The sequence below is a fragment of the Gordonia sp. YC-XJ4 genome (assembly GCF_059511865.1).
Genome location: NZ_CM183447.1, coordinates 1,538,405 through 1,555,610 on the forward strand (window position 1 = coordinate 1,538,405; position 17,206 = coordinate 1,555,610).

The window sequence follows — 17,206 nt, forward strand, 5'->3', positions numbered from 1 at the left end:
TGACAACGCCCCCGTAACACGGCAGCAAGTCGTATTTCACGCGGCGTCGGGATAGTGGCCCCATGGCCAGTACCCCGCACTTCCTTCAGGGCGTCTTCGCGTTCACCGGCTCCGGGCTTGCCAAGCCCGCGCCGATCGATCCGGTGCTGTCGTATGTGGTGCCCTCCGGACTGACCGCGCAGCCGTTGTACTTTCGGGGCGGCAACAGCGCCGACGAGCTGATCTATGTGACCCTCACTCGCGACGGCGCGCCCATGCGGATCTTCCCGATGGGGGCACGGGGTGCGGTGAACGTTCCGTTGCGGGTGGTCGAGGACGTCGACCCGGATTCGATCCTCGAGCTGGTCCTGGCTGCGCCGGAGGGATGCAGCGCGGAGGTCGTGATCGATTTCGGGATGGTTCTCATCTGATGTGGGATCAGGACGCGACGCCCAAACGTCGGCTGGTCGTCGTCGGCAACGGCATGGCCGGCGCTCGCACGGTCGAGGAGATCCTGGCCCGCGGTGGCGGCGACCAGTTCTTCATCACGATGATCGGCGACGAACCCTACGGCAACTACAACCGCATCATGCTCTCGCACGTGCTCGCCGGAGAGAACGCGGTCGACGACGACGATCTGATGCTGAATCCGATGTCGTGGTACTCCGACAACGGCGTCACGCTCTACGCCGGGGATCGCGCGGTCGCGGTGGACCGCTTTGCCAAAACGGTCACCTGTGAGAGCGGCCGGGTCATCGGCTTCGACGTGTTGATCATCGCGACGGGTTCGCACACGTTCTTCCCCAACATGGACGGTTTGCGCGAACCCGACGGCCGGTTGGCGCGCGGTGTTTTCGGGTTCCGCACCATCGCCGACACCAACGGCATGCTGCAGATGGCCACCGCACGAGATCGGGTTCGTGCGGTGGTCATCGGCGGTGGGCTGCTCGGGCTCGAGGCCGCATACGGCTTGACCACCCAAGGGGTCGCGGTCGACGTGGTGCACTCACCCGGGCACCTGATGAACCAGCAGCTCGACGAGCGTGGCGGAAAAGTGCTGCGCAACACCATCGAAGCGCTCGGGGTGGGTGTACACACCGGTAAACGCACCACCGCTGTCCTGCGTACCGACACCGGAACCGTTGCGGGCGTGCAGTTCACCGACGGTGACACCCTTCCCGCCGACATGATCGTGGTGACCGCGGGTATCCGCGCCAACGTCGAACTCGCACGCGGCGCCGGGCTCGTCGTCGAACGCGGAATCGTCGTCGACGACCAGATGCGTTGCGAGGACGAATCGTTCATCTACGCCGTCGGCGAATGCGCACAACACCGCAGCGAGGTGTACGGCCTGGTCGCGCCACTATGGGAACAGGCGGCGGTCCTCGCCGACGTACTCACCGGCGCCGACCCGCACGCGGAGTACCACGGTTCACGTCTGACCACCAAGCTGAAGGTGGCGGGAGTGGACGTCGCGGCGATGGGTGTCAAGGGCCCGGAACGCGAGGACGACGAGTTCGTCCAGTTCTACGAACCGCGCAACGGCATCTACAAGTCGGTGGTGGTGCGCGACAACAAACTCATCGGCGCGATGCTCCTCGGCGACGTCTCCAAGGTCGGCTTCCTCACCCAGGCCTTCGACGAGAAGGTGCCGTTACCCGACGAACGCATCTCGATGCTGTTCGACATGGGAACCCCCAGTGCGGCAACCGGTGCCGCGGAGCTGTCCGACGATGCGCAGGTGTGCAACTGCAACGGCGTCACCAAGGGTGATCTGGTGGCGTGCGTCCGCGGTGGTGCCACCAGTGTCGCCGAGGTGTGCGCGGCCACCCGCGCGGGCAAGGGGTGTGGCTCGTGCAAGGGGCTCGTCGCCGACATCGTCGAGGTCGCGGCCGGCGACGCATTGACCTCCGATGCCTCCGCCGACTGGTACGTCCCGTGCATCCCGTTGGCGAAACCTGCACTGATCGAAGCGATCCGGTGTCAGGATCTGCGGTCGGTCAGCGCGGTGTTCGCCGCGCTCGCACCCGGAGGGGAGGATGCGACGGCGAAAATGCCGTTGGCGTCGTTGCTGCGGGTGGTGTGGGGAGCCGACTGGCAGCGCGAGCCGGGCGCGTTGTTCGTCAACGACAGGGTGCACGCGAACATCCAACGCGACGGCACGTTCTCGGTGGTGCCGCAGATGAAGGGCGGGGTCACCTCGCCGCAACAGCTGCGCCGGATCGCCGATGTCGCAGAGAAATACGACATTCCGATGATCAAGGCGACCGGCGGGCAACGGCTCGATCTGCTGGGCGTCACCAAGGAAGACCTCCCCAAGGTGTGGGCCGATCTCGGCATGCCGTCGGGCTATGCCTACGGCAAGAGCTTCCGGACGGTGAAAACCTGTGTGGGCACCGACTACTGCCGGTTCGGCCTCGGTGACTCGACGGCGCTGGGGATCGCCATCGAGTCGCGATATCAGGGACTGGAATCGCCGGCCAAGCTCAAACTGGCGGTCACCGGATGCCCCCGCAACTGTGCGGAGGCACTGTGCAAGGACTTCGGGGTGGTGGCCATCGGCAACGGACTCTGGGAGATCTACGTCGGCGGTGCGGCCGGCGCGCACATTCGCAAGGGTGATCTGCTGGCCACCGCCGACTCCCCGGAGGAGGTGATCCGCCTGTGCGGCATCTTCATCCAGTACTACCGGGAGAACGCCAAGTGGCTCGAACGCACCTATGCGTGGGTGCCGCGGATCGGGATCGACGAGCTGCGTGCGATCCTCGTCGACGATCGGGACGATCTCGTCGCGGGTTTGCAGGAGCGTATCGACGAGGCGGTCGCCGGCTACGTCGACCCGTGGCTCGACCGTGACGAGCCGAAGTCGCCCGCCCAATTCTCCTCCGCCCTGCCACTGTTGCCGCTGCCGCAGGTACCGGTCCGGTGACCGCGGTGCGCCGGGCGCCGGGGTCCGTCAGCTCCGAGTCCGTCAGTTCCGAGCCCGTCACCGCGGAACCCGTGGAGATCGGCGAGATGGCCGACCTCGTACTCGGTGAGGGTCGCGCATATGTGCTCGGCGACAAGCAGATAGCGGTGTTCCGGATGACCGACGGCACGCTGCGCGCCACCTCCGCGGTCTGCCCGCACAAGGGCGGCCCGCTCGCCGACGGACAGTTCGACCTCGGCACCATCGTCTGCCCGCTCCACCAGTACGCGTTCGGTTTCGCCGACGGTGGTTGCACCACAGCGGGTATCGGGACGATCGAGGTCTACCGCGTCGAGGACCGCGACGGACGCATCGTGGTGTGGGCGTAGCGGAAACTCGCCGGCCCGCGTCAGCCTTTCGCGACGTCCTGCGCAGCCACCTCGAGCATGGCCTCCTCCTCGGCAAGCAACTCCACCTGTCCGGACATGGCGTCGATGTCCTCGAGCGCGGGCACCGGACGGCCGTCGAGGACGAGTCGCATCCGTTCTTTGTCCAGCTGGCCTTCCCAATTGGCGACGACGAAGGTGGCCACGCAGTTGCCGAGCAGATTCACCGACACGCGCATCGAATCCATGATGCGGTCGGCACCGAGCAGAAGGGCCACCGCCGCTACGGGAATGCTGCCGTGGCCGATGGCGGTCACCGTCGCAGACAGAGCGAGGAACGACGACCCCGGCACCCCGGCCATGCCCTTGGAGGTCAGCATGAGGACGAGGACGGCCGTCAGTTGTTCGCCGAGACTGAGATTCACGCCGAGTGCTTGCGCGAGGAACAGCACGCAGATCGACAGGTAGAGGGTGGCTCCGTCGAGGTTGAACGAGTAGCCGGTGGGTACCACGAGTCCGGTGGTGGTCCGCGAACATCCGGCGTAGGTCAGTTTGGTCATGATGCGCGGCAACACGACCTCGGTGGAGGCGGTGCCGAGCGCGATGAACAGTTCGTCCTTGATGTAGCGCAGGAACTTCCAGAGATTCACTCCGGCGAAGACACGGACGACCGCGGCCAGCACGAGGATGAACAGCACTACGGCGAGGTAGCAGCACGCGATGAGCTTTCCGTAGCTCGCCAGTGACGACAGTCCGTATTGGCCGACGATATAGGCCATCGCGCCGAAGGCGCCGACGGGCGCGAGTTTCATGATCCAGCCGATGATCAGGAAGAAGACGTGGCTGGACTGGTCCACGAACGAGACGACGACGGGGACCTTGGATCCCAGTTTCGCCAGTGCCAGTCCGAACAACACGGCGAAGAACAACACCTGCAGGAGCTCGTTCTCCGCGAACGCCGAGATCACCGACGTGGGAATGATATTCATGAGGAACTCGACCGTGTGCGGTAGTTCGCCGTTGCCGGTCGATTTGGCGACCGCGTCGGCGCCGGTGGCCAGGGTTTGCGGGTCGATGCTGAATCCGCTGCCGGGCTTGACGATGTTGCCGACCGCCAGGCCGAAGATCAACGCGAAGGTGGTGACCACCTCGAAGTAGATGAGTGCCTTGACGCCGATGCGGCCCACCGACTTCAGGTCACCGACGTGAGCGATCCCGAGCACGACGGTGCAGAAGATGATGGGCGCGATGAGCATCTTGATGAGCTTGATGAACCCATCTGCCAGGGGTTTGAGTGCCGATCCGGCATCGGGCCACAGTGCTCCGAGGACGATACCGGCGATGATCGCCACGATCAGCCAGGTGAACAGCGAGGTGTACCAGGCGCCCCGGGTTGTGCGGGTGGGTCCCTCCGACGGCACGGTGATGTCTGTGGTCATCCGGCGAGTGTGGCAACGAGCCAATTCTCTATAGTTAAACGACCATTACAGTGAGGTGAATTCACCTCTGTGCATGATCCGCGGGATCCCGGCCCCTGGTCCCGCTCGGTCAGTACACATCGCGCACATACCGCTTGTCGGCGGCGAGCGCCTTGACGTACTGCTCGGCGCTCTTCTCCGACAGTTTTCCATACTGGGCGACAACACCTTTGATCGTCGCATCGACGTCGCGGGCCATTCGGCTCGCGTCTCCGCACACATAGATGTGAGCACCGTCGTGCAGCCATCGGTAGAGCTCGGCGCCGTGTTCGGCGATGCGGTCCTGCACGTAGATCTTGCGGTCCTGATCGCGGGAGAAGGCGACGTCGAGGCGGGTCAGCAGGCCGTCGGAGAGCATGTCGGTGAGCTCGTCGCGATAGTAGAAGTCGGTGGCGCTGTGTTGTTCTCCGAAGAACAACCAGTTGCGCCCACCGTGCCCGAGTGCACGCCGCTCGTGCAGGAATGCGCGAAATGGTGCGATCCCTGTGCCGGGTCCGATCATGATCATCGGGGTGTCGGGGTCGGCGGGCGGGCGAAAGTGGTTGGTGGGCGTCACGAAGACGCCCACCTCGGCGCTCTCGGCGTGGTCGGCGAGGAAGGTCGAACACACGCCCTGCCGTGGGATGCCGTGCACGTTGTAGCGCACCGCGGACACCGTCAGGTGGACTTCGCCCGGTGCGGTCAGGGGTGAGGACGAGATCGAGTACGAGCGTGGTGCAAGGGGTTTGATGTGGTCGACCCATTCCTGCGGGTCGGCGTCGACGCGGGTTGTCGCCAGCACGTCGACCGATTGTCGTCCCCACGACCATGCACCGAACTCCTCCTTGTTGCCAGGTGCTGCGAGTGTGGACAATGCCTGATCGCCGCTGCGTTCGGCCATGAACCGGACGAGATCGGGTGTGAGGCGCGCGATCTCGAGGTGGTCACGAAGCGCCGTGTCGAGGGTGGTCGTCCCACCCGGTCCCGATGGGCCGTCGGGGATCTCGACTCTGGCCTGCGGGTCGAGGCGTGTGTGGTGTAGCCACTCGTCAACCAGGCTCTCGCTGTTGCGTGGGTAGACGCCGAGCGCGTCGCCGGCCCGATAATCCAGGGTGCCCGGCGGAAGGTGGAAGGCGAAGTTGCGCACATCCTTCGCCGAGCCGGAGGTGTTCAATCGTCTGTTGTGGATCAGGCTGGTACGCAATGGCTTCTTGCGTGAATACCCGGGCGAACTGACCTGCGCGGCGGGTTCGCGAACCTCGACGCGTGCGGCGGTGGGCGTCGGGGCCTCGGGAGTGAGACGGGTGAGAACGCGCTCGAGCCACACCCCGGCGGGCTCCTCGAAGTCCGGCTCGCAGTCCACCCGGTCGGTCAGGCGCGTCGCCCCGAGCTCGGCGAGCCGTTCGTCGAGTCTGCGTCCGTGGCCGCAGAAGTCGTCATAACTGGAATCGCCGAAAGCCAGTACCGAATAGGCCAATTCGTCGAGTGCGGGCGCGTCGTCGGCGTTCAGTCGCTCCCAGAAGCCGGTGCCGTTGTCCGGTGCTTCACCGTCGCCGGTGGTCGCCGTGACGAACAGTGCGGTGCCGGACAAGGTACTCGGATCGCACTCGTCCATCGCGGTGGCCGTCACCGGATGTCCGCCCTCGCGTAAACGCGCGACCAGGGTCTCGGCGAAGTCTTCGGCGTTGCCCATCTGCGACGCCCACAGGACGCTGATCGCTGCGCGTGACGGCACCGGCGCCTCGACGGATCTCGCATCGGCATCCGGGTTGGCGCGGGCCGAGCGTGAGAACATGCCGGCCAGTACTCCGTTGACAAAGGCCAAGGTGTCCGCCGTGAGCGGCGCGCTCGCGGGCAGTGTCGGCACCGCGTCGTGGGGTGGTGCCGCGCGGAGTCCGGCCACGAGGCCGGCGAGATAGGTCCGTTCGGACTCGGTGAAAGACGGAGTGGTGATGTCGGAGACGCCGAGGGCCGCCGCGAGCGAGTCCACGAGCGCTGTCGGCGCGGTGGCGAGCGCCGTCGCCGGGATGGCAGGCGCGGTCGGCGCGGTGGCGGGCGCTGTCGACGGGACCGAACGCGCTGTCGGCGGCGGTTCGGCGGCACCGACTCTGGTGAGGGCGACGGCACACACCTTGAACTCCGGTTGCTGGGAGGCGGGGTCGATGGCATCGGAGGTGACCGCGTTGATCGCGAGGCTCTCGCCCCAGAGGTCGTTCCAGTGGAAGGGGACGAAGACGCTGCCCGGGCGGACGCGGTCGGACACCTGGGCCGGTAGTACCGCACGCCCGCGTCGGGAGGCCACCTCGACACGGTCGGTGTCGGAAATCGCCAGCCGGGCAGCATCATCGGGGTGGATCTCGACGAACGGTCCGGGTGCGAGTTTGTTCAGCTTGGCGACCCGCCCGGTCTTGGTCAGCGTGTGCCACTGGTGTGGGAGGCGTCCGGTGTTGAGCAAAATCGGGTAGTCGTCGTCGGGCATCTCCGCCGGATCGACGTGCGGCCGCGCGAAGAATTGTGCGCGACGCGTCGGTGTGGCGAAGGCCAACCGAGGGCGGGCGTCGTCGTTGAGCTGGTGCAGCGTCTGGCTGTGACCGTCGTTGAGGTAGCGGACGGGGTGCCGCCCGTCGGTGTCGGTGTCCTCCGGCGGACACGGCCACTGGATGGGGGAGCGGCGCAACCGCTCGTAGGTGAGACCGCGCAGGTCATAGCCGGTGCGCGGGTTGTGAAAGCGGCGGATCTCGTCGAAGACCTCCTCGGCGCTGTCGTAGGTGAAGGCGTCGGAATAACCCATCGCACAGGCGATCCGAGCGATGATCTGCCAGTCCGGCAACGCCTGACCGGGTGGCGGCATGGCTGGGGAGAACAATGTGACGTTGCGCTCGGAGTTGACCATGGTGCCGGTGGACTCGCTCCACAGGGCGGCGGGCAGGATCACGTCGGCGTAGGCGTTGGTCTCAGTATCGGTGAAGGCGTCCTGGGTGACAACCAACTCGGCTCGACGAAGGCCGTCGATGGCGGTGCTCCGATTTGCCACCGAGGCAACGGGATTGGTGCAGATGATCCAGCACGCCTTGATCTGTCCGTCGGCCATGCGGGAGAACATGTCGATGGTGCCGCCGCCGACGTCGGTGCGCAGCGTTCCGGCGGGCAGGTCCCATTGCTCTTCGACGAAGGCCCGGTCCTCGTCGGAGGTGACGGCACGCTGACCGGGCAATCCTGGTCCCATGTAACCCATCTCGCGGCCACCCATGGCGTTGGGCTGACCGGTCAGCGAGAACGGCCCGCTGCCGAGACGGCAGATCGCACCGGTGGCGAGGTGAAGATTGATGAGCGCGTTGGTGTTCCACGTTCCGTGCGTCGACTGGTTGAGGCCCATCGTCCAGCAACTCATCCAGTTGCCGGCGGTGCCGATCAACGCCGCCGCGGCCCGTAGGTCCTTGTCGTCGATCCCGCAGATCTCGGCCACCCGCTCTGGCGGGTACTGCTCGGCGAAGGACGGCATCTGCTCGAAGCCGTCGGTGAACTCGGCGATGAACTCCTCGTCGAGATGGCCGCCGACGATCAGCAGATGCAGGATTCCGTTGAGCAGTGCGAGGTCGGTGCCGGAGCGGACGGGTAGGTACAGGTCGGCTTTGTCGGCGGTGGCGGTGCGTCGCGGGTCGGCGACGATGAGGGTGGCGCCGGCCTTGACGCGGTCCATCATCCGCAGGAACAGGATCGGGTGGCAGTCGGCCATGTTGGCGCCGATGACGAAGAAGACGTCGGCGTTGTCGAAGTCCTGATAGGAGCCCGGTGGGCCGTCGGCGCCGAGTGACTGCTTGTAGCCGGTGCCGGCGCTGGCCATGCAGAGGCGCGAGTTGGACTCGATCTGGTTGGTGCCGATGAAGCCCTTGGCGAGCTTGTTGCTGAGGTACTGCGCCTCCATCGACATCTGACCGGACACGTACAGGGCCACCGCGTCGGGGCCGTGCTCGTCGATGATGGCGCGCAGCCGGCCGGCGGTGTCGAGGAGGACGTCGTCGAGGTCGGCGGGCTGCGGCTCGGCGTCGCGGGAAGAACGCACCAGCGGGGCGGTCAGCCGGCCGCCGGAATTCAGCATGTCGGCGGTGGTGGAGCCTTTGGTGCACAGCCGACCGAAGTTCGTCGGGTGATCCTTGCGCCCCGTGCTCTTGAGGACCCGCATCGGCTCGTCCGACTCGCCGGACACCGTCAGATCGAGCCCGCAGCCGACCCCGCAATAGGCGCACAGCGTTGCGGTGGTCGACGGCGAAGTACTCGGCGGGCTCACCGTCCCAGCGTCGGTACCGTGTGTTTCACGACCCGAATGCCGCGGTTACACCGCAATCAACTTGGCCTCACACAGGTGGTCGGTAGATGTGCGGGCTTCCTCCTTCCAGCGCACCGCACCGCGGCGCTGGTGCCGGCAATGCCCCGCACCACGGGTCCCACGCTCGGTGCCAAAGTTCACACGACCTGCGCGTTGCTCAGACACCTCTCAGTAGTTGTGGATAAAACTAGTACCCATGCGAATACTCGTGGTCGACGACGATCGGGCCGTGCGTGAGTCGTTACGCCGATCGCTCACCTTCAACGGCTACACCGTCGACACCGCAGGTGACGGCATCGAAGCCCTGGAGAAGGTGGTTGCGGAGCGACCCGACGTCGCCATCCTCGATGTGATGATGCCGCGCCTCGACGGCCTCGAGGTGTGCCGGCGATTGCGTTCCACCGGTGATGACCTGCCGATTCTGGTGCTGACCGCCCGCGATTCGGTGTCCGAGCGGGTGGCCGGCCTCGACGCCGGAGCCGATGACTACCTGCCCAAGCCGTTCGCGATGGAGGAACTCCTCGCGCGTTTGCGTGCCCTGCTGCGTCGCGCGGCCCCCGAGGACGGCGCCGACTCGGAGACCCTGACGTTCGCGGATCTCTCACTCGACCCGGTGACCCGCGACGTCTACCGCGGCGAACGCCAGATCAGTCTGACGCGCACCGAGTTCGCGCTGCTGGAAATGCTGATGGCCAATCCGCGGCGGGTGCTCTCGCGCAGCCGGATCCTCGAAGAGGTGTGGGGCTACGACTTCCCGACCTCCGGTAATGCCCTCGAGGTCTACGTCGGCTACCTGCGCCGCAAGACCGAGGCCGACGGGGAGACCCGCCTGATCCACACCGTGCGCGGCGTCGGATACGTGCTGCGGGAGACGCCGCCGTAGTGGCCAACCCCAGACATTCCCCGGTGGGCGCCGAGACGGATTCCGCGTCGCCGTTGCCCTTCACAGAGGGACACACCACGTCGGACACACCGTCGTCACCACTGCATGAGTCGGCTCTGCACGCGACGACTCCGCACGCGTCGGCGATGAACCCCGGCAGCTCGATGCCCCTGCGGATTCGTCGAGGTGCCGCGCGTCGGTGGTTTCGCCTGCGCAAACACGGCGAGCGCGAGATGCGGGCGCCGATGCCGTTGACGCGCTCGGTCTCCCTGCGAGTGCGCGTGACACTGCTCTCGGCGACGGTGGTGCTGCTCGCGGTGAGTCTGATGGCCGCAGCCGCCTACTTCGTGGTCTACCGCGCGATGTACAACGAGATCGACACCGGGCTGGAGAGCCGTGCCGACGGCATGACGTTGCTGGCCAAGAACGGCACGATCAACCAGCGTCCGGCGGCGCTGCTGACCGGAACCGTGTTCTCCACCAGCATCTCCATCGGTCTCGTCCGCCCGGACGGTGTCGCGCTGACCGTCGGCGAGGTGCCCTTCGGTGATGCCGAGCGGTCGGTGGCGTTGTCGCCGACACGGCCGGGCAACAACGCGCAGAGCCTGCGGACGATCAACAACCAGCGGGTGCTCGCCCGCAAACTCGACGACGGCAGCACCCTGATCCTGGCGCAGTCGTTGCTGCACACCGATCGCACGCTCAAACGGTTGGCCTGGGTGCTCTTCGTGGTCGGCTGCGGTGGGGTGGCTCTGGCCGCGCTGGCCGGCATGACCGTGGCCCGAGCGGGGTTGAGACCCGTCGCCAGACTCACACGGGCCACCGAACGGGTGGCCCGCACCCAGGACCTCACGCCGATCCCCGTCACCGGCAACGACGAGTTGGCACGGTTGACCGAGAGCTTCAACACGATGTTGCGTGCGCTCGCCGAATCCCGGGACCAGCAGGCGAGATTGGTCGCCGACGCCGGGCACGAATTACGCACGCCGTTGACGTCGCTGCGTACCAACCTCGAACTGCTGATCGCCTCGAGCGAACCCGGAGCACCACAGGTGCCCGCTGCCGACATGGTGGAGCTGCGCTCGGATGTGATGGCCCAGATCGGCGAATTGTCGACGCTCGTGGGCGATCTCGTCGACCTCGCCCGCGAGGATGCCCCGGAAGTGGTGCACGAGGAGATCGACCTCGGTGAGGTGGTCTCCGGAGCGCTCGAGCGGGTACGTCGTCGCCGATCGGATGTGGAATTCAGCACGACGCTGATGCCGTGGTTCGTCTTCGGCGATCAGCACGGCCTCGCCCGCGCGGTGCTCAACGTGCTCGACAATGCCGCCAAGTGGTCGCCGCGCGGACGCACGGTGGAGGTCACGCTCACCCAGCTGACCCCCACCACCGCCGAACTGGCCGTCGCCGACGCCGGCCCCGGCATTCCGGAGGAGGACCGGGCGCTGGTGTTCGAGCGCTTCTACCGCGCCACTCAGTCGCGGTCGATGCCCGGGTCGGGACTCGGGCTGGCGATCGTGCGTCAGGTGGTGGTCCGCATGGGTGGCACGGTACGTGCCGAACAGTCACACCTCGGCGGAGCAGTCATCCGAATGACATTGCCGGGGCATCCGGCGCCGATGGAACCAACGCCGCAGGTGGTTCGTCAGTAGAGAGATGACTCGACAGCGATGCCCGGGACGGCGTTCGCGCGCAGGCCAGGTACTTGATCGCCTAGGGTTGTCTGCGCCACGACAACGGTGACGGACAGCCGCGGTGACAACCAGGGCGAGCGACACAGGACCGGTGTCGACGACACGACTGGCGGACATGCGCCCGCCGGCAGGGATTCTCGACGAAAGATGTGGGGACGACGATGACGGGTGGAGGTTCGCACCGCGGGCCGTACGGTGATGACGCGCAGAACCCTGGTGGCGCGCCGAACTCCGGTGAGTCCGGGTGGACGGGAGCCTATGGCCGTCCGGGCCAGGAGTCGGGTGCGCCCGGATATTCGCCCGGTCCCTCGACCGGCCCCATCCCCACTTATGGTTCGCCCCAATACGGCTCTCCCCAGTACGGGTCACCCCAGTACGGGTCACCCCACTACGGCTCGTCGGGCTCGGCGCCGTGGGAACGGAGCTCCACCTACGGCGACAGCTCCGGATCGAACCCGGAATCGCAGTCGCAGACACCGGGTTTCGGTGAGGGTACGACGCCGACACAATCATTCGGCACTGATCCCTACGGAGCTCAGCCCTACGGTTCGGCGCCTGCCGGTGCGCCCGGCACCGAACCGCTCGGCGCGTATGGCGCCGGATCGGGTCCGGCGGGTCCGTCTGGGCCGGGGACCGGTTTCGGTGATCCGCAACCACTACCCGAGCCGCAGGGCCCCAAGAAGAAGTTCCGCGGCGGGTTGATCGCGGCGCTCGTCGCCGGTGCGCTGGTGATCGGCCTGGTGGCCGGCGGCGTCGGTGGATTCGTCGGCTCCCAGCTCAACGGCGACTCGACGTCGACGGCGGCCAACAACCAACCGTTGGGCGGTGACCCCAGCGCGCGCGACAGCGGCTCGGTGCCGGCGCCGGAGGGCTCGGTCCAGCAGGTGGCTGCGCAGACTTTGCCGTCGGTGGTGTCGATCGACGTCACCACGGGCACCGAACAGGGTGAGGGTTCGGGCGTCGTGCTCAGCGCCGACGGCGTCATAATGACCAACAACCACGTGGTGAGCGGCAGCAATGGCCGCCCCGCCACCGACGTCGTCGTGAACTTCCAGGACGGCTCGCGTTCCGCGGCCCGCGTGCTGGGCGCCGATCCCATCTCCGATATCGCCGTCATCAAGGTCGACAAGTCCGGCCTGACCCCGATCAAGGTCGGCACTTCCGACAATCTCGCGGTCGGCCAGGACGTCATCGCCATCGGAGCGCCGCTGGGCCTGCAGGGCACGGTCACCACTGGCATCATCTCCGCGTTGAACCGCCCGGTCTCCACACAACGCGAGGGTGACACCACCTCGGTGATCGACGCGATTCAGACCGACGCGGCGATCAATCCCGGCAATTCCGGTGGCGCGCTGGTCAACGCGCGTGGTGCACTGATCGGTGTGAACACCGCGATCGCCACCCTCGGCGGCGGCAGCGGCGGCGAGGAACAGCAGAGCGGCAGCATCGGACTCGGCTTCGCGATCCCGATCGACCAGGCGATTCGAGTGGCCAACGAGCTACGCGACACCGGCAAGGCGACCCACGCCGGTCTCGGGGTGTCGGTGCGGCCGAGCACCGATCCGAACTCTCCCGGAGCCCTGATCGCCGACGTGCAGGCCGGCGGCCCGGCCGCAGCGGCCGGAATTCCCAAGGGTGCGATCGTCACCAAGATCGACGACCGCAACATCGCCACCGGTGACGCCCTCGTGGCGGCGGTGCGCTCACACAACCCCGGTGATCGAGTCCAGGTCACCTACACCGCAGGCGGACAAACGAAGACGGTGACGGTGCAATTGGCGACCCTGCAGTCGAACTGATCGAACAGGTGGTTCGTTCGGCTTCACCGCGACGAATCACCGTGCAGGGCCGACGACGACCATGCCGAATCACCACGAGCACGCCGTAGGCGCGCTGAACGCAGAGAGGACAGTGGCCATGACGACCAGCGACCCCGATTTCCAGGTGACCGAGCTCCCGATGACCGAAGCTACCGAGGTGGATCCGGCCGACGTGGTGGCCGCCGACGTCGCGGCGCGCGCATTCGCGGCCCGGCAAGGCGGTTCGGCGCGCGAGTCCACGGGCGACGAGGTGGGACGAGCGTTGGTTGTCGTGGTCGACGACAGGGTGGCTCATGGTGACGCCGACAGCCCACTCGGCCCGCTGGTGGGCGAGTTGCTGGAAGAAGCCGGGTTCCACGTCGACGCGACGATTCTCGTCCCCGGCGACGAGGTGGAGATCCGTAACGCCCTGAACACCGCGGTGATCGGCGGGGTCGATCTGGTGGTGTCGGTCGGCGGTGTGGGCGTGGGGGCTCGTGATGTCGCGCCGGAGGCGACGGAACCACTCCTGGATCGACGGCTGCGCGGTATCGAGGAAGCGGTTCGCAGCTCGGGCCTGGCCGCGGGCGCAACCGACGGCGGACTTTCGCGCGGGCTGGCCGGAATCTCGGGGCAGACGCTCGTGGTCAATATCGCCGACTCGCGGGCGGCGGTCCGCGACGGGATGGCGACCGTGGCACCGCTCGCGAAATATGTGATCTCGAATATCAGGGATTTCTGACCCTGTCGGATTCGCGCACTCGGACGAGGTGATCTGTTGTCCGGAGATGAGACCAACGGCGGCGGTGACGCGGCACGCAAATGCGGTCACGCGCATGGATCGCCCGATCCAGATTCGGCCGATGAGCAGTCGGTTCGTGCTCGGGAGGCGGCGCGACGTCGGCGTGACCTGGACGCGATCTTCGGTGATTCGCTGCCCGAAACAACTCGCGATGAACGTGATCTACGTCATACCGACGAGGGGCGTGCTCGCTACGACCGCGAACGTCCGCCGCACTACGAATAGCGGTCACAGCGCCGACAGCAGCCAGTTTTCCTGTCATTAACATTCGGCATTGTTCCGATTGCTGAGGGCAGATGCATGATAGTGAATGAATTTCCTGAGACACGACTGATTCCAGCTGTTGCTCTCTTTGTGACCTCTCAGATAGCGTTCGCACGGACTACACCGGTACCCAGCGTGGAGGACCGGTAGCGGGTCCTGCAGAACCATGTGAGTGGCGATGCGGTGGTGGCGAGGGCCGTTCACCTTTCGTTAACCCGATCGATGTGATCGGGTTACGTGAGTCGGACACTATGCCTTCGACCGCCGAGGTCATGACGGGATGTGTGGGTGCATGTCCTGTGAGGTTTAGCCGAATCCTGTGAGAGGGAACGAATGAGCAAGTTCAGCAAGCTTGGGCTGCGCCGTGCTGCGGGGGCATGCGCCATCACCGCGGTCGCGGCGATCGGTCTGGCAAGCATGGGTACGGGAAACGCTGCGGCGGCTCCCTTGGCGAACGGATCGAAGGTTGTCACCGGACTCGAGGGTGAGTCGATCACCACCTCGAGTACCGGTAACTCGCAGTTCTCGGTCGCGCGTGTCGCCAACAACGGACTCGGCCGCACCGCGCTCCTGTCGGGCACCTTCGCGGCGAAGGGCAGCGACGGCGTGAACGGTAACCTGACCATATATGTCCTCGCTGGCTGCCAGATCGACGTGAGTGGATTCTCAGCTACGACTGGCGGATCCCTTACGGTCCTCCCGGCACCGCCCAGCGTCACCCTCACCGGTGGTGTGTCCCTTCCGATCGCTCCCGGCGAGGCTGCTATCCAGGCGGTCTCAGTGAGTAAGAGCTTTAAGGCGGGTAAGTCCGCGGCTGTCCAGCTTGCGGATTTCGAGATCACCTTCCCGAACTGCGGCGGATATGCCTCAGCGCGCACTATCGCCAAGGCGTGGGGCGGTAAGGGCTACGACATCAGTGACGACGACGACACCGTCACCGGCTCGGGTACGTTCCTGCAGTCTTCGCTCTACGGTCAGCCCTTCTTCGTCAGCTGATCGAAGCAGATAACACATTCCACGATTTATCTGCTCCGGGCAGATCTTTATTTCCACGAAGGGGAATCATGAACAAGATCATCACGCGCCGCGTGGCGGCAGGTGTCGGTATCACCGGCGCCGCGTTGATGGCGATCACCGCTACCGGTACCGGCGCTGCGTCGGCCAGTCCGGTGGCCAACACCACGTTCACCAAGACGCTCGTCGATGGCACACCGGTCAAGATCGAGCTGTTCGGCCAGAATGTCAACTACCAGACCTCGATCGTCGAGTCCTTCAACTTGTCCCGTGAAGTCTGGGTGTCGGGCAAGGTACGCGTCACCGTCGGCGGTGAGGCCACCGGAGGCACCATCGCCGCTGGCTACATCGTCGGTTGCCAGGTCGATATCGGTCTGGGTGGCGGCGTCACCGGAGATGACGACGGAAACAACGTTGTTGTCCAAAGCAACGGCACTAACACTCCGAAGACTACGACATCCGCGGGAGTGGGAACGACCTTGAAGCTTGGGCCCGGTCAAGCCGGATATTACCCGATCATCTCGACCACCGACAGTGATGGCGACGGTGTGACCGACTACACCTTCACCGGCAGCCAGGGTGGTGTGGCCTACAGCCAGGAGCAGTTCAAGTTGGAGAAGTGCGGGGGCTACGCCGAGGCCAAAGCTAAGGTCACCGTCACCGTGGACACCGACGCAGTGAAGGGTGTCATCACGCTCTACGGCAAGCCATTCTCCATCGGCTGATCGAGCAGCGGAAACGCATCACAGATCGTGCAAGTAAGGGCGGGATACCGAGTTTCGGTGTCCCGCCCTTTCTCGTCGCCATAAGCAGGCCGTGTCCGTCGTGGTCGTGGCCTACGTCGGGGGCGTCACGCTCGGCAAGTCTCTGCGGCCTGATCAATGGCGGCTTCTGCGGCATGGCGCTCCGCTTCGGACCAACCGTGGACGCCGAGGAAGATTTGGCGATTGTCGGCGTCAAGAGGGTGGACTTCCGCCCAATGGTCAGCTCGATCGGATGGGCTGAGTGCGAGCGCATCTGCGAGGCCTTGCGCCGAATCCGGATACTGCATGATCTTCTGGTAGATCGCCGGATTCTGTGCCGCAAGATTGTCTTCGGCTTGCGCCACTGTGCAGTTGGTTCCGGGCACAGGAGTTGTCGGGCCAGCAGCGTCGGCCGATGCCAAGCCGGCTGTTGCCGTGGCGAGAACACCTGCTCCGATGAACGCTAGCGTGAGGTGCCGAATGCGAGGGTGAGTTATGAGTTTCATGGGCTGCCTTTCGTTGAGCACCGACCAACCCTGGTGGTCGGTGACCTACTCAAGAATCTAGTGAGCGCCCTTGTAAATTAGCTGTGAGCCACCTGGTAGTCTGACTCTGTTCGTGCAGGTCAGCGCCGTTTATGCCGACTATGTCGCCGTTCTGACAAAGGCCAGAATAGTGTGCTATCGGCTAGTTGTCGGTCAATTATTGCCGATATGCAACAAGGGCGGGAGACCAGAAATGGCTTCCCGCCCTTTGTCGTTCCGTCGGTCGCGGCATAGGGGAGGACCGCGATCCTGCCGGAAAGAGGTGCGCCGTGTGGTTTGTGCGCGGGTCGGGGGAGATGCGCACTTCCCGCACGGCACCACGGTTGCTCGATTAACCGTGAGCCGGCCGGGTGTTGCCGACGGGACCGACATTAGGCCCGCGACCTTGGGAGTCGTTCGGGGAAA

At 65.7% G+C, this 17,206-nt stretch carries 13 protein-coding genes; 10 read left to right on the forward strand and 3 right to left on the reverse strand.

Annotation, left to right across the window (positions count from 1 at the left end):
• Positions 1-62 precede the first annotated feature (62 nt).
• Genes AC5ZH6_RS06730 through AC5ZH6_RS06740 form a run of 3 tightly spaced genes read left to right on the forward strand, consistent with a single transcriptional unit; the run spans position 63 to position 3,276 of the window.
• Positions 63-410 (forward strand): molybdopterin oxidoreductase, encoded by a 348-nt coding sequence (locus AC5ZH6_RS06730; protein ID WP_496168714.1) that lies wholly within the window; start codon positions 63-65, stop codon positions 408-410.
• A complete protein-coding gene (nirB, locus tag AC5ZH6_RS06735) occupies positions 410-2,908 on the forward strand; it encodes a nitrite reductase large subunit NirB (protein ID WP_496168715.1) in 2,499 nt (832 codons plus the stop codon). Before AC5ZH6_RS06730 ends, nirB begins: the two co-directional genes overlap by 1 nt.
• Positions 2,905-3,276 carry a Rieske (2Fe-2S) protein gene (locus tag AC5ZH6_RS06740; RefSeq protein ID WP_094602426.1) on the forward strand — a complete coding sequence of 124 codons (372 nt, stop codon included), beginning with the start codon at positions 2,905-2,907 and terminating at the stop codon, positions 3,274-3,276. The genes nirB and AC5ZH6_RS06740 overlap by 4 nt, the downstream gene beginning before the upstream one ends.
• Positions 3,277-3,296: 20 nt before the next feature.
• Here the strand turns inward: AC5ZH6_RS06740 and dctA are convergent, their stop codons facing one another.
• Both dctA and AC5ZH6_RS06750 read right to left on the reverse strand, forming a co-directional pair.
• Positions 3,297-4,712, reverse strand: coding sequence for a C4-dicarboxylate transporter DctA (gene dctA, locus AC5ZH6_RS06745; protein ID WP_211542238.1), 1,416 nt, complete (start codon positions 4,710-4,712; stop codon positions 3,297-3,299).
• Positions 4,713-4,821: 109 nt separating this feature from the next.
• Complete coding sequence (locus AC5ZH6_RS06750; protein WP_496168717.1) at positions 4,822-9,018, reverse strand: bifunctional nitrate reductase/sulfite reductase flavoprotein subunit alpha; 4,197 nt, start codon at positions 9,016-9,018, stop codon at positions 4,822-4,824.
• 235 nt (positions 9,019-9,253) lie between these two features.
• On the opposite strand from AC5ZH6_RS06750, the gene AC5ZH6_RS06755 reads away from it, so the two are divergent.
• The 7 genes from AC5ZH6_RS06755 (at position 9,254) to AC5ZH6_RS06785 (ending at position 16,238) form a co-directional block, all read left to right on the forward strand.
• On the forward strand, positions 9,254-9,940 hold the full coding sequence (locus tag AC5ZH6_RS06755; RefSeq protein WP_014359185.1) for a response regulator transcription factor: 687 nt from the start codon (positions 9,254-9,256) through the stop codon (positions 9,938-9,940).
• Positions 9,941-10,173: 233 nt separating this feature from the next.
• Positions 10,174-11,592: a HAMP domain-containing sensor histidine kinase gene (locus AC5ZH6_RS06760; RefSeq protein WP_496169185.1), complete on the forward strand. Its 1,419-nt coding sequence runs from the start codon at positions 10,174-10,176 to the stop codon at positions 11,590-11,592.
• 203 nt (positions 11,593-11,795) lie between these two features.
• Positions 11,796-13,433 (forward strand): S1C family serine protease, encoded by a 1,638-nt coding sequence (locus tag AC5ZH6_RS06765; protein ID WP_496168719.1) that lies wholly within the window; start codon positions 11,796-11,798, stop codon positions 13,431-13,433.
• Positions 13,434-13,551: 118 nt separating this feature from the next.
• Positions 13,552-14,175, forward strand: coding sequence for a MogA/MoaB family molybdenum cofactor biosynthesis protein (locus tag AC5ZH6_RS06770; protein ID WP_496168720.1), 624 nt, complete (start codon positions 13,552-13,554; stop codon positions 14,173-14,175).
• Between the two features lie 36 nt (positions 14,176-14,211).
• The gene (locus AC5ZH6_RS06775; RefSeq protein ID WP_496168722.1) at positions 14,212-14,460 is read left to right on the forward strand and encodes a hypothetical protein; all 249 of its coding nucleotides are present in this window, start codon (positions 14,212-14,214) and stop codon (positions 14,458-14,460) included.
• 372 nt (positions 14,461-14,832) lie between these two features.
• Positions 14,833-15,495: an MspA family porin gene (locus AC5ZH6_RS06780; RefSeq protein ID WP_496168724.1), complete on the forward strand. Its 663-nt coding sequence runs from the start codon at positions 14,833-14,835 to the stop codon at positions 15,493-15,495.
• Positions 15,496-15,563: 68 nt separating this feature from the next.
• Entirely contained in the window at positions 15,564-16,238 is a 675-nt protein-coding gene (locus AC5ZH6_RS06785) for an MspA family porin (protein WP_496168725.1), read from the forward strand.
• A 125-nt stretch (positions 16,239-16,363) separates the two neighbouring features.
• Here AC5ZH6_RS06785 and AC5ZH6_RS06790 read toward each other — a convergent pair whose 3' ends face one another.
• Positions 16,364-16,621: a hypothetical protein gene (locus tag AC5ZH6_RS06790; RefSeq protein ID WP_496168727.1), complete on the reverse strand. Its 258-nt coding sequence runs from the start codon at positions 16,619-16,621 to the stop codon at positions 16,364-16,366.
• Positions 16,622-17,206: the final 585 nt, after the last annotated feature.

What these genes read in the sequence shown, in the direction of transcription:
- AC5ZH6_RS06780 (WP_496168724.1), top strand. Translation starts at nt 14,833, where the DNA reads ATGAGCAAGTTCAGCAAGCTTGGGCTGCGCCGTGCTGCGGGGGCATGC.
- AC5ZH6_RS06760 (WP_496169185.1), top strand. Translation starts at nt 10,174, where the DNA reads ATGCGGGCGCCGATGCCGTTGACGCGCTCGGTCTCCCTGCGAGTGCGC.
- AC5ZH6_RS06755 (WP_014359185.1), top strand. Translation starts at nt 9,254, where the DNA reads ATGCGAATACTCGTGGTCGACGACGATCGGGCCGTGCGTGAGTCGTTA.
- dctA (WP_211542238.1), bottom strand. Translation starts at nt 4,712, where the DNA reads ATGACCACAGACATCACCGTGCCGTCGGAGGGACCCACCCGCACAACC.
- AC5ZH6_RS06770 (WP_496168720.1), top strand. Translation starts at nt 13,552, where the DNA reads ATGACGACCAGCGACCCCGATTTCCAGGTGACCGAGCTCCCGATGACC.
- AC5ZH6_RS06765 (WP_496168719.1), top strand. Translation starts at nt 11,796, where the DNA reads ATGACGGGTGGAGGTTCGCACCGCGGGCCGTACGGTGATGACGCGCAG.
- AC5ZH6_RS06785 (WP_496168725.1), top strand. Translation starts at nt 15,564, where the DNA reads ATGAACAAGATCATCACGCGCCGCGTGGCGGCAGGTGTCGGTATCACC.
- AC5ZH6_RS06730 (WP_496168714.1), top strand. Translation starts at nt 63, where the DNA reads ATGGCCAGTACCCCGCACTTCCTTCAGGGCGTCTTCGCGTTCACCGGC.
- nirB (WP_496168715.1), top strand. Translation starts at nt 410, where the DNA reads ATGTGGGATCAGGACGCGACGCCCAAACGTCGGCTGGTCGTCGTCGGC.